The following is a 12,673-nucleotide window of genomic DNA, read 5'->3' as shown; positions in this document are numbered from 1 at the left end:
TCTGCGAGGTTCTAGACGGTGCCCTCCAATCTTCTCGATCCGCCCCCAAATGCACCGGTCGTGATTGAACGCGGCGACTCGCGCTTTGAGACACTCAAGCGCGGCCACAATCTCCGCTTTCCCGCGTCCGGCGCCGAGGCGGCGGGCCGTATCGTCATCTGTTCCAACGAAGAGGAGACGTCCGCAGCGCTGCAGCGCATCGTGACCGCCGGCCTGCGGCCTACCGTACGCAGTGGAGGCCATTGCTACGAGGACTTCGTCGCCAACAATCCTGGCGGAGCGATCCTCGACCTCTCCACCTTCAACCTCGTCGACCGCCATAACGGTGCATTCCGCATCGCACCCGGCGCTCTGCTCGGCGATGTCTATCAGACGCTGTTCAAGCGTTATGCCGTCACGCTTCCCGCAGGCACGTGTTACATGGTCGGCGCGGGTGGCCACATCTCCGGCGGCGGCTATGGTCTGCTCTCGCGAATGCATGGCCTGACCTCCGACTGGCTCACTGGGGTCGATATCCTCACTGTCGACGCCCATGGTCGAGTCATTCCGCGTCACGTCGACGCGCAGCATGATCCTGAACTCTTTCGCGCCTGCCGCGGCGCAGGCGGTGGCAACTTTGGAGTTATCACCCGCTTCCACTTCGATCACCTTCCCCCCGCCCCGCGCGAGGTCGCGGAGGCGAGCCTCTGGTTCTCATGGTCTTCCATGACGGAAGAGCGCCTGAGCAAACTCCTCACTACCTATGGCGACTACTGGAGCACGCGTGGCCTCGATCCCGATACCTGGGGTCTTTTCTCTATCCTCTTTCTTGTGCCCGACAATCACGCCGGCGCACGCTTCGGCATCCATACACAGTTCGTCCAGCGGGACGGCACCGCAAGCGATCTCTCCATACAACAAGAGTTTTTCGAGCGTTTTTCGAGCTTTAACCCGGAGACGCCATCCGCTTCAGCAAAGGCCTATCAGATCGAACGCCGGCCGTGGCTTAACGCCACGCTCGCAGGCGGAGGCAGCGGTGGAGGCAGCCGCGCCAAGTACAAGTCCGCTTACATGAAGCAGAACTTTACCGCAGACGAATGCAAGGCAATCTATCGCTACCTTGCGAATCCCGGCGACCAGACGCAGGGCACGTATCTCAGCATCGACTCCTACGGCGGTGCCATCAATCGGCCCGAACGCGCGCACGACACGGCCATCGCGCAACGATCGTCGATCATGAAGCTGCAGTGGCAGTGCTACTGGCGCACGGAGGAGGAAGACGCGGCCCGGCTGAAGTTCATGGATGATTTTTTTACCGCAGTCTACACCGGACCGCATGTTCCGCCGCAGTACCAGGGAACTCCGCTTGGCGAACGCTTCGAAGGCTGCTATATGAACTACGCGGACTCCGACATGCTGCGTTACTCCCACTGGCCACAGCTTTTCTATGGCACCGGTCCACTCTATCCCTTTCTGCAGTCGGTGAAACGACGCTACGATCCCAACAACATCTTTCATAGCTCCATGAGTATTCGCGCCTGAGCCTCGGGAGGACCTATGTCTCTTGTGCCCCTAACTCGCCGCCGCTTCCTCTCCACGCTGACGCTTGCGGCGCCTGCGTCGTCGCGTGTCGTCCGCGTGATGGGCGCTTTGAACGCGAGCCAGCTTGCCTTCGCCGGAATCGTTGCAGCCCATGGCTCAGATACAGATCGCATCGAGGTCTATCGCGTCAATGATGGCCCTTGGCGACTGTCCTTCTCGACTCCTGCGGCCGCTCCAAGGGCCATTGTTCTTCATCCCACGCTGCCTGTTCTGTACGTGGCCCATTGCATTGCTGAGCATCGGCATCGCCCCCGCGGCTCCGTCTCCGCCTTCCGCATCGACACATCTGGGGCTAGACTTTCCCGGATGAGCCATGACCCGCTCACGCTTGCCGCGACGCTGCCGGACCGCATAGCTATTGCCCCTGACGGAAGGCATCTCGTCATCGCGTCAACTACCTCCGCGATCTTTAATCTCTTTCCGCTAAGCAGCGACGGGGCCTTGATTCCAACCCCTTCACCACTCAAGCTTCCTGGGCTGGCTTCGTCGCGGCTCAGCGTCTCATTCCGCGCGTCATCTTCTGCGGTCCTCGTTACTACGTCCAATTGCGTGGAGTGCCTTGAGATACGCGACGGCTCATCCTTAGAGCGCGGGCTCCCGATCAAGGCATCCGAGGATAGCGAAGTCCAGTGCTCTAGCGCCACTACTCTTAAACGAGAACTGGCCGCGCAATACGCGGCCAGTTTCGCTCTGCTCGATCTCTAGTAGGTGTCTACTTAGGAGTCGCAGGAACGGGTGCACCAGCCGGCGTGGAAAGTGGGAACTTGCTTGTACTGATGGGCCGCTCATTGAACGTCGTCCAGCGCGATGCCTGCCGCACGTCAGCCGAATGCTGCTTCGCATCCCACGTGTCCGCCGAGATGCCGTTCAAGTCGTAGACCACCTTGCCATCGCGCAGCGTCAGCTGGCACACCAGCTTCTTCGTGCCTGTCCGCTTGGTGTTGTACATGTCTACGAAGCCGAAGCGCCCCGTCTCTACGGACAGCACCGCTACGTCGGCACCGGAGCCAACGGACAGATTGCCAAGCTGGTCCTGCTTGATCTCATGTGCAGGTGCCGAGGTCATCTGCTCGATTACCTCGGGGATGGTCTCACCCAGCACCATCATCTTGTCGGCCACATTCAGCATGTCCTTCATGCCGTTGTTCATCGACGTGATGTGGAGGTCGGTCGAGATCGAATCGGGCTTGTAGCCCGTCGCCACGATTGGCCCTGCCACCGTCCATGAGAACGATCCGCCGCCATGTCCCACGTCGCAGTAGATGCCCCGCTTGCGCATCACGACCAGCGCTTCAGAAGGGCCGCCGGTCTGCGGGTTCTGCTCGCCGCGCAGGCCGGAGAAGCAGTGCGTGTAGATGTCTCCCGGCCGCAGATGCGTTGATACAAGCTGCAGCAAAGGCCGCTCCGGACGGTTCGCACCGTAGTCGATCATCACCGGGATATCCGCGATCGTGCCTGCGATCACAGCTTGGTCGAAGGGCTTCCATTCCGGTCCACTGAAGTGCGCGCTCTTGATGCCCACCACTACGCCGGGATACTGCTTCGCCTTCTCGCCGGTCAGCTTGCCGTCCATGTCGTCGAGGTTGTCTTCGTACTTCGGCCCACGCATACCCGCGCCTACGATGTTGAGTTCAGCCAGCACGCGCGTCTTTGAGCGATCGATCACGCGGTCCTTGAAGTCGTCGAAGTTCTTCCGCCCCGAGCTGCCCGCATCAACCACCGTTGTGACACCTGTGCGCAGGGTAAAGCCATCGGGATACACCGAGTTATCGCCTGCATAGGAGTTCCTCTCGCCCGTCCCAGCATAGGCGTGCACATGGATATCGATCAGGCCGGGCGTCACGTAGAAGCCATGCACATCGACGATCTTCAGCGCGTCCTTCGCTTCAAGGTGCTCGCCAACCGCAGCGATCTTTCCGTCCTTGATGCCGACATCGCGCAGCCCATCGATCTTGTTCTTCGCGTCGATGACGTGGCCGCCCTTTAGCAGAAGGTCATAAGCCAGGGGATTGGGCGGAACCTCCTTCGGAGGGCCGCCCTCCTGTGCCGCAGTACATAGCGACGAAGCCGACAACAGAACTGCAGCGGCGAAGATGCCCGCGAAACTGCGACGAAGACCCATGATTCCCATGTCACTCCTTGTTGTTACGCCCGAATAGCCTTGAATGTAGCCGTGCCGTACTCGCCAAGCTTCACGTCGCCGGCGAATGTGTTGCCAGAGACCACGCCGGTGAAGGTATACGGAACTTCGGTGCCGCTTACCTGCATTGTTCCGGAGAGCGTTGCGTGATCCGCAACGACCTTACCCTTTAGTTGCGAGTTGTAGACCTCGCCCTTCTGCGTGCCACTCAAGGCATTGCCATCCTGGCTGAGCTCCAACTGCTGCAGCCCTACGCCGCGCGAGTAGTTGATCGTCACATTCCAGCTTCCCGCAACGTTCGCAAGAGCCCCGGTGTAGACGGGAGGGTTCTCGTAGTGGCCCGGGTTGCGCAGATACTTTGCGATGGTGTCCGCGACGATCTTGTAGTCTCCCGGCTGCATCATGTACGGCATGATGCCGATGGACGACTCCATCATCTCCGGCCTGCGGCCACGACCACCATCAACAAGAATTCGCGGCGTTCCCTTGTCGAGTCTCTCGACGAGCTCGGTCCCGGTGATGCCAACTTTTGCGCCATCCCAGCGGATCTGCAGTGTCGGTGCGCGGTTTGAGAGGTCCGCGCTGGGCATGCGAATCTCCGTCGTCACCGTCGGGATGCCCTTCACCGCTTCGGCGATGTATTTGTCCCACTCCAGCCACTGCTTCTGCTCCGCCTCGTGATCACGCTTGTACCATGCGCGGACAGCGGCAAGCATACCCATCGCTTCTTCCTTGCCCACCTTCAGCGCGCGTCCCCAGTTATGGTGGGGTGCCGCGTTCCAGAAGGCTGCCGCGCAGAGATCTTTCGGCCCAAGCAGAACGCCTGCCGTCTGGGGCCCGCGCATACACTTGCCACCTGAGTAAGCAACGAAAGTCGCCCCGGCAGCGAGATGAATGTTCGGCACGAGAGGCTCTTCCGCCGCAGCATCCACGAATACGGGGACGCCCTTCTCTTTCGCGATCGCGCAGATCGTCTTGATCGAGAGCGGCTCTTCAAACGCGCGCGGGCCGGAGAGGATATAGATCATCGCCGTCTTGTCGTTAATCTTCGACCGCAGCTCGTCATCGCTCTCGACTTCGACGATCTCTGGCCCGGACATGCGCACGCCAAAGTCGTAGGGGTTGCGCGAGTGTTTGGGAATGATCACCTGGCTGCGCTTCTTGTTGTAGGGGAACGATTGCGAGAGCTCCGGGTCAGTCCCGCAGATACAGGCCACCGTTGCCAGCGCGATCGCGGCCTCGCAACCCACCGTCACAATCGCGCTGGGCGCTCCCATGTGGCTTGCAATCTCCGCGCCCACCGCAGGCATCAACTCGTCGAGATGCACGTAGTGCTGCGATGCCTCGAACATCGCCTGCTTCACCTCGGGCAGCGACTGCGACCCGGAGATGATGGTGAAGGTGCCGCGGGCGTTGATGATGGGGCGAACGCCGATCTTCGTGTACAGGTTCTCAGTGGCCGTTCCGGTGTTAGTCGGCACTGCGCTTGTTTCGACTGTAAGCAGCGCCGCCGATGCGCTCACGGGAGCCGCCGCCAGTGCCGCCGAAAGAATTCCGGACTGCTTCAATACATCTCGTCTCGACCAGTTTCCACGCTTCAAAAGGCGCATCGTTGCTTTCCCGTCTTTCTTGCTGCCTTGATATTGGCTTTCGATGGAGCTTCTATTGCACTCCGATGTAACGGTCCTGTCATCGGGCGGAAGCCCCGTGCTCTGCTAGGCCAAATGTCCTAGACGCGCCGCGGTCAAATTCGCCCGAACTGTCTCACTGCTTCCACGATGGAGTGGAACTTTTCGATATACGGATACATGCTGTGCTCGCTCTCATCGAGCTTCTGTGCACGCAGCAGCACCTCCACAGCATGTGTCCGTGGCACAACGACCACGCCGTCCTGGTCCGCCACGATGATGTCTCCGCCACTTACTCTCGTGCCCGCAACCTCGATGGTTCCGTTCATGCCACCGAAGCGATAGTGCGATACCGAGGTCGACGGCACCGGGCCTGTCGCGTACACGGGAAAGCCGATTCGCTTCAACTGCGGCAGGTCTCGGACCCCGCCATCGACGACTGCGCCTGCAAAGCCGCGCGCGAACATGGCTGTCCCCATCAGGCCACCCATGCCGGCGATGTCTTCGCCGTCCTCCACCTTCATCACGTAGACCGAGCCTGGACCGCCGCTGTCGATGGCGCTCAGCATTCCTGATAGTGCAGCCGGATCGTTGTTTTCTTCCTTCTTCAACAGGACCGTCAGCGCGACGCCCGCGAACTTGGTGGGAAAGATCGCCTGCACCTTGTGCGACATGTAGTGCTTCTCATGAAGGAGTTGCTCCTCCGCATCCGAGACCGATGCGGCCTCAACATGCCGGTATGCCTCGAGCATCCGCGCCGCATCATGCTCGTAGTCCGCGGCAGTCAGCGGAGTATCCGCATGAACTCCCGCCGCTACAAGCAACAGCGCAGTAGCGCCACCAGTGATCCAGACAGTTCGTCCGCCGATTCTCATTTTTCACGCTCCTCGTTTAGTCAAAGTGAACCAAACCACGCTGCAGCGCGTAGATGGTCGCCTGTGTCCTATCGCGCGCGCCCATCTTATCCAGCACGGAGGACACATGGATCCGCACCGTCTTCTCTGCAATCCGCAGAGCCTCTGCAATCTCGCGGTTCGATAGCCCCTGGGTAATGCAGACGAGCACTTCACTCTCGCGAGGCGTCAGTTCGACCGCGGGAGTCCTCTCCGCCAGCCGATCGAGCGCGACCCGAGGAAGATACCGAAGGTCACGGGCGACGTTGCGAATGGCGTTGATGAGCTCTTCTCCGCTCGCGTCCTTGGTTAGGTAGGCCATGGCGCCCGATCGTACGGCGCGATAGATATCTTCCGATCCGTGGTAGTTCGAGAGGACCACGATTCTCGCCGGCTGGGCCATCTTGCGCAGCGTCACGATCACCTCGAACCCGCTTACACGCGGCAGCCGAAGGTCGAGCACCACCACGTCCGGCTTCAGCGCGCGAAACTGCTCGATGCCTTGCTCTCCATCGGACGCCTCGCCGACGACCTTGATCTGTGAGTGGCCCGCGAGAACGCTTTGCAAGGCCATTCGCGCTAGAAAATGATCTTCGATCAGCAAGACCCGGATCGGCTTCAGCCCCGAAGTTCGTACCGGATACCCTGGCCGCTCTGTCGCTTCTTCCACTTCGTGGTCTCCCTGCATGGTTACATCCCCTTAATCGACTTTGCGATCCCGCCTAGACGCCAATCCACGGCACCACGTCCCTTTGCTTCAGCGAGCGATCGATCGCCTGAAAACTAACTGTCACCGCAACCTCGGTCCCTGACTGCGCGGAACTGGTCAGCTTCAGAGCTCCGCCAAGCTTCCTCGCGCGCTCCTGCATCACCGGGATACCGAAGTGTCCGGTCCGGGTCGATGTGTCCGACACATGGAATCCTTTGCCATCGTCCTTTACGGAGAGATTCAGCGAGTCGGTCCCATAGCGCAGCGCGACGTGGATGTTGGTCGCCTGCGCGTGGCGCACCGCATTCGTTATGGCCTCCTGCCCGATGCAGACGAGGTGGTGGACCGCACCGGGCGCGATGGGAGTCTCATCGCCATAGACTTCGAAGGTGGTCTCGATGGTCTCGCGCATGCGGTGCGCCGCCAGAGCGCGTGTCAGCGCCTGCGAGAGGTTGTCGGTCAGCTCCTCGGTATCGCGCAAGTCCCAGATAATTCGCCTCGCCTCCGCCTGGCAGTGCGAGACCATGCTGCGTGCCAGCTCACAGGACTTTGCCGCCGGTGTCAGCTCCGCATGGGTGTCTCGGAAGAGCTTCGCCGTCGCCTCCAGTTGCCAGGAGATGGCCGCGAACCCGGCCATCAGCGTGTCATGGCAGTCGCTGGCGATGCGGTTCCGCTCCTCCAGCACAATGCCCATCTCTCCCTTGAGCAGTTGATCTCGCTGGCTCAGCAACTGCGTCCCAATCAGCACCATCGCTACGCCGACCAGGACGTAGAAGTACCAGGTCTGGTAGAAGAAGCGGCGTTGCACGACCTTGAGAGTCGCTGCGGTTGCAGACCATTGTCCGCCTGCCTCGCGGGCTTCTACTTCCATCTCAAAATGTCCGGGGCTGAGCCGCCGGTAGTGAGCGAGCTTGCTAGGGGTCACCGTCCAGTCCGGATCATATCCGGTAAGGCGGTATCGAAACTCGAGATCGGTTTTGCGGCCGGGCGTGGCATCGAAGAAGATCACCAGATCGCGGTTCCCGGCGTTCAAGACCAGCGGCTCCAGACTCTCACTTGTGGGCCCGACCTCGGAGCTGGTCGACCAGCCGCGAATCACGACCGCGGGTGGAGAGGTTCCCGCCAGCGCGACCGCTTCGGTCCGGTCTCGACCTGCGGAGGGCATCTCCGTTGATGGCGTTGGATAGGGCGCGATCTGTGAGCGCAGCTCTCTGCCAGCCAGCAACAGTACGCCAGCCAGAACGAAGTACACCGGCCTCCCTATGCATGCCATCGCTGGAGAAACACCCTGGTTGAGAGTCAATAGGTCATTATTCCACGAGATATCTGGGCCTTCCTGATTCCGTCAGTCCTCAAGCGCACGCTCCGGATGAACCACCAGCCAGCAGAGTGAGCCCACGACCGCCATCGCTGCCGCGACGCCGAACGACGTCGTCCAGCCGAACCTTTGCGCGATCCATGGCGTCATGGTCGCGGTCAAGGCTCCGCCAAACTGCCCCGCCATGTTTACCAGCGAAGAGAATACGCTTGAGCTTCGGCCCGCGATGTCGACCGAGACGGACCAGAAGCTGCTCTGCGACATATAGAGGGCTCCCGCTCCGCCGGCGAGGATGATTCCGGCCCACTGCGGGCTGCTTACCTGGGAACCGACGATGAGGAACGCTGCGGTCACCAGTAACGATGCAGCCGCGAGATAGCAACGTCCGAATCGCAGTCCGAACCGTTTTGTCAGCCGGTCGGAAAGAGATCCGCCCACCAGACAGAAGACCGTCATACACAGGAACGGGAGCATCGCGTAGCGCGCGCTCAGCTTGAGATTCACGCCGCGTACCTGGGCCATGTACAAAAAGAACCAGCTGAAGAAGACCCATGCGATATACCCGAAGCTGAAGTATCCCGCCATTAAGGCTGCAAGGTCGCGCCGGGCGAAGAGCGCTCTCCAGGAGATGGCTCTCTCGCCTGTTCGCTTGCCATCACGCGAATCGAATGTAAGGCCCGACCGGATCTCCTTCAGCTCCGCGCGCGAGACGCCCGGATGCTCCTCAGGATTGTCCCGTGCGAACACCCACCAGACCATACCCGCCGCGCAACCCACAAACGCGCTGAACCAGAATGCCGCGCGCCAGCCTTCACCCAGAATGATCCACGTCAGCAGCGGGGGAGTGAGGCCGCTGCCGGCTCCAACTCCTGCAAAGATAAGGCCGTTCATCACACCGCGTTCATTCTGTGGAATCCATGACGCGACAAACTGGTTCGCCGCGGGATAGATCACCGCCTCGCCCGCGCCGAGCAGAAACCGTACCGCGATGAGCAGCCCGAGGGTGTGCTCAGTGCCGGTCGGCAGGGCAGTGATCAACGCCGTTGCCACGCCCCACCAGAGCACCCCAAGGGTCAGCACCCACCGGGGACCGAAGCGCGCCGCCAGAATCCCGGCCGGCAACTGAAAGCCCGCGTATCCGATCAGGAATGCTGAAAAGACCCATCCCAGTGACTGGTTGTTCAGGCCATAGTCGCGGCTAATGTCCAGACCGGCGATCGAAATGTTGGTTCGATCAAGAAAGGCAACGCCACTGAGAATGAACAGCCAGAATCCGAGAAAGTAACGAACGCGGATTCGAGGTACGACCTTGATCATCGTTCCCCCGGATCTGCAGGCTCGAGCCGCGAAGGCTCATAGGCAATTAGAAGTGCTGTCATTAGACTGACATCCATCTTCCGGGAGAAAGGCTGCGGGAGCCTAGGGCATATGTCCCACGAAGATCGAATTCTTGCCGGGGAAGCAGTGAGACGAATTACTTGAGTACCGTCGACAGTCCTACCCTCGAATCTGTCCTCAACTGAGAAGAAGTTCAGCGGGCGTTACGAGCGGCAGGGTTGGGGATTCGGGCAAAGGAAGCGAATCTCTCATCCAACGTAATTTTTGAGAACACCGATTCCGGAGATTGAAATGCGGATGACGTCGCCGGATAACAGGGTGAAGTGATCGCTCGGGACAATGCCTGTGCCGGTCATCAGGAAGACACCATGCGGAAAGTGCTGGTCGCGAAAGAGGTACTCAACAAGCTGGGTCGGCTCTCGTTTCAGCTCGGCGAGAGTCGTGTCTCCGCTAAAGACAACTGCATTCTTGCGCTGAATCTCAATCTCGATGCTGGTTGATTTGGGGAGAGATTCGTCGGCAAGGAGGATCGCTGGGCCCAGCGCGCAGCTACCGTTGTAGACCTTGGCCTGCGGCAGATAGAGCGGATTTTCGCCCTCAATATCGCGCGAACTCATGTCATTGCCGATCGTATAGCCCACGATCTTTCCCGACGGATTGATCACCAGCGTTAGCTCAGGCTCGGGCACCGACCAGCTTGCATCGGACCGAATACTCACTGCACCGTCGGGGCCTATCACCCGCCAGCCTGCAGCCTTGAAGAACAGTTCAGGGCGTTCGGCGGCATAGACACGATCATAAAAGGAGCTTCCACCGGCCTCCTTGCTCTCGGCGATGCGAGCATCCCGGCTGCGAAAGTAAGTGACTCCCGCCGCCCAAACCTCTTGGTCGACAATCGGGGCGAGAACAGATACCGCGTCCAGTTGGACCGGTGCAGTCTCGGTCGCCTGCCGCACGATTGAGAGCAGGTCTGGGTCGGCGAGAAGTTCGCTCCAGCTTCTATCCGGAAGAGTGTGGAAGCTGCCTTCAGCTTCGGCCAGGATGCCTTGAGTAGTTCTGTAGAGCTTCATGCGTCGATCTTCCTTTTAACTTGGTGTTGCGCTTCTGTCTCAGCACCGCGTTCCAACTGGGCAAGGATGCTATCTGTGTCATACACGCAGCCGCCCCAGACACCGCCGCTTGCGTTTGTCAGCGCCGCCCAGAGTCGTGTGTCATCGGGAAGGTCGGGATGTGCTGCGAGATCCGGACGCGGTACGCGTGCTTTGAGGCGCCGGCGGCCTTCGTCCGGAGTGAATCGGTCATCCGCTTCGCCGACCAGGTCGACGGAGCCATGCAGCGCTCGGGTGTCGATGCCGATCTCAATCACATCGCCCTCGAGCACCTTGCCGATTGGCCCTCCAGCGAGAGCCTCAGGAGAGATGTGCCCAATGCACGCGCCGGTCGACACACCACTGAAACGAGCATCGGTCAGTACCGCGACGTGTTTGCAGAAGGGCAGATTCTTGAGTGCGGAGGTGACCTGGTAGATCTCCTGCATGCCGGCGCCAGCAGGCCCGCCACAGATAAGGACAATCACGTCGCCGTGTGAGACGTTGCCTCGCTTTATCGCATCGATCGCAGCAGCCTCGGTGATGAAGACGCGCGCCGAGCCAATGTGCCGGTACACGCCGTCCTCATCGATGAGCGATGGATCGATGGAGGTACTCTTGATGACCGAGCCTTCCGGCGCGAGATTGCCAGACGGGAAGCAGACCGTAGCAGTCATACCGCTCGCGCGTGCGCGGCTGGGTGAGAGAATGACATCATCGGGATCTATCCCATTGATATCCGTCAGCCGCGCTCGAAGCGCAGCCCGTCGCTCGCTTTGCCTCCACCAGTCGAGAACCTCATCGAGCGTATTGCCTGACGCCGTACGCACCGTAGTGTCGAGCAGGCCAGCCTCGCGCAGATGAAGCATCACCTCGGGTACACCTCCGGCAAGAAATACCTGCACCGTCGCATAGCCGTGCGGGCCGTTAGGCAAGGCATCGACCAGACGCGGAACCTGCCGGTTGATCGCCTCCCAGTCCTCCTTGGTCGGACGAGGAAGACCTGCGGCGTGAGCGATGGCCGGGATGTGAAGCAGCAGGTTGGTCGATCCTCCAAAAGCTGCGTGAACCACCATCACGTTGCGCAGGGCAGCAGGCGTGAGGATGTCGCGTGTGCCGACTCCCAGCTCGGCCATGCGCAGCAGAGCCCGTGCGGAACGTGTCGCCGCGTCGAGCCAAATAGGCTGGCCCGAAGGCGCAAGCGCCGTGTGCGGCAGCGAGAGCCCAAGCGCTTCGCCGACAACTTGCGCCGTAGCCGCGGTACCTAAAAACTGACAGCCGCCGCCCGGAGAGGCGCACGTCTTGCACCCCATCTCCGCCGCATACTCCAGTGTGATCTGGTTCTGTGCATAGCGCGCCCCGATGGTCTGGATCTTCCCTGCATCCTCGCCGTCTTCGGGCAGCAGCGTCACTCCGCCGGGAACGAGAATGCTGGGATAGCTGCCCGAGGAAGCAAGCGCCATCATCATCGCAGGCAGTCCCTTGTCGCATGTGGCGATGCCGAGCACACCCTTCCGCGTCGGCAGCGACCGCATCAGCCGGCGCAGCACCATGGCCGCGTCGTTGCGATAGGCCAGCGAATCGAGCATCCCCGCCGTGCCTTGTGTTCGTCCATCGCAGGGGTCCGTGCATGCGCCGGCAAAAGGAATAGCGTGATGATTGCGAAGTTCACGCGCTGCCTCCGCCACCAGCAGCCCGACCTCCCAGTGGCCGGTGTGAAATCCGAGCGCGATGGCGGTGCCATCCTGTGCGCGCATCCCGCCATGCGTGCTCAGAATAAGAAACTCAGGATCAAGTAGCCGTGCGGGCTCCCACCCCATGCCGGCGTTTTGCGACAGGCCGAAGAGATTGCCCGAGGGTTGGTTCAGCAGCATCTCGGGAGTGATGGGCAGCGAACCGCTCGGACCCGGCGCATGGGTCTTTACGTCGGCGAAGAGCGAAGGGCTACTATCGAGGATCTCGGTGTCAGTGAGCATGG

The 12,673-nt window shown here is 60.8% G+C and carries 10 protein-coding genes; 2 read left to right on the top strand and 8 right to left on the bottom strand.

Translation table 11 applies throughout. The annotated features are described in order from the left end of the window. Positions 1-18: 18 nt before the first annotated feature. Complete coding sequence (locus tag OHL18_RS17240) at positions 19-1,521, top strand: FAD-dependent oxidoreductase (RefSeq protein WP_263376111.1); 1,503 nt, start codon at positions 19-21, stop codon at positions 1,519-1,521. 15 nt (positions 1,522-1,536) lie between these two features. After that, positions 1,537-2,286 carry a lactonase family protein gene (locus tag OHL18_RS17235; protein WP_263376110.1) on the top strand — a complete coding sequence of 250 codons (750 nt, stop codon included), beginning with the start codon at positions 1,537-1,539 and terminating at the stop codon, positions 2,284-2,286. A gap of 7 nt (positions 2,287-2,293) precedes the next feature. On the opposite strand, the gene OHL18_RS17230 is transcribed toward OHL18_RS17235, so the two are convergent. From OHL18_RS17230 to OHL18_RS17195, 8 genes are all read right to left on the bottom strand, one after another. Beyond that, the gene (locus OHL18_RS17230; protein WP_263376109.1) at positions 2,294-3,703 is read right to left on the bottom strand and encodes an amidohydrolase/deacetylase family metallohydrolase; all 1,410 of its coding nucleotides are present in this window, start codon (positions 3,701-3,703) and stop codon (positions 2,294-2,296) included. 23 nt (positions 3,704-3,726) lie between these two features. After that, a complete protein-coding gene (locus tag OHL18_RS17225; RefSeq protein ID WP_263376108.1) occupies positions 3,727-5,331 on the bottom strand; it encodes a twin-arginine translocation signal domain-containing protein in 1,605 nt (534 codons plus the stop codon). 134 nt (positions 5,332-5,465) lie between these two features. Beyond that, positions 5,466-6,224, bottom strand: a complete 759-nt coding sequence (locus OHL18_RS17220; RefSeq protein WP_263376107.1) for an RraA family protein — start codon at positions 6,222-6,224, stop codon at positions 5,466-5,468. A 16-nt stretch (positions 6,225-6,240) separates the two neighbouring features. Beyond that, positions 6,241-6,864, bottom strand: a complete 624-nt coding sequence (locus OHL18_RS17215; protein ID WP_263376572.1) for a response regulator — start codon at positions 6,862-6,864, stop codon at positions 6,241-6,243. A gap of 100 nt (positions 6,865-6,964) precedes the next feature. Then, positions 6,965-8,203 (bottom strand): ATP-binding protein, encoded by a 1,239-nt coding sequence (locus OHL18_RS17210; protein WP_263376106.1) that lies wholly within the window; start codon positions 8,201-8,203, stop codon positions 6,965-6,967. Positions 8,204-8,296: 93 nt separating this feature from the next. Continuing rightward, positions 8,297-9,586 carry an MFS transporter gene (locus OHL18_RS17205; RefSeq protein ID WP_263376105.1) on the bottom strand — a complete coding sequence of 430 codons (1,290 nt, stop codon included), beginning with the start codon at positions 9,584-9,586 and terminating at the stop codon, positions 8,297-8,299. Between the two features lie 269 nt (positions 9,587-9,855). Further along, on the bottom strand, positions 9,856-10,677 hold the full coding sequence (locus tag OHL18_RS17200; protein WP_263376104.1) for a fumarylacetoacetate hydrolase family protein: 822 nt from the start codon (positions 10,675-10,677) through the stop codon (positions 9,856-9,858). Then, positions 10,674-12,671 carry a YjhG/YagF family D-xylonate dehydratase gene (locus OHL18_RS17195; RefSeq protein WP_263376103.1) on the bottom strand — a complete coding sequence of 666 codons (1,998 nt, stop codon included), beginning with the start codon at positions 12,669-12,671 and terminating at the stop codon, positions 10,674-10,676. The genes OHL18_RS17200 and OHL18_RS17195 overlap by 4 nt, the downstream gene beginning before the upstream one ends. Positions 12,672-12,673: the final 2 nt, after the last annotated feature.

Origin of the sequence: Granulicella aggregans (assembly GCF_025685565.1) — a bacterium.
In the GTDB taxonomy this organism is placed as follows: domain Bacteria; phylum Acidobacteriota; class Terriglobia; order Terriglobales; family Acidobacteriaceae; genus Edaphobacter; species Edaphobacter aggregans_B.
This window is presented reverse-complemented; position numbering and strand designations above follow the sequence as displayed.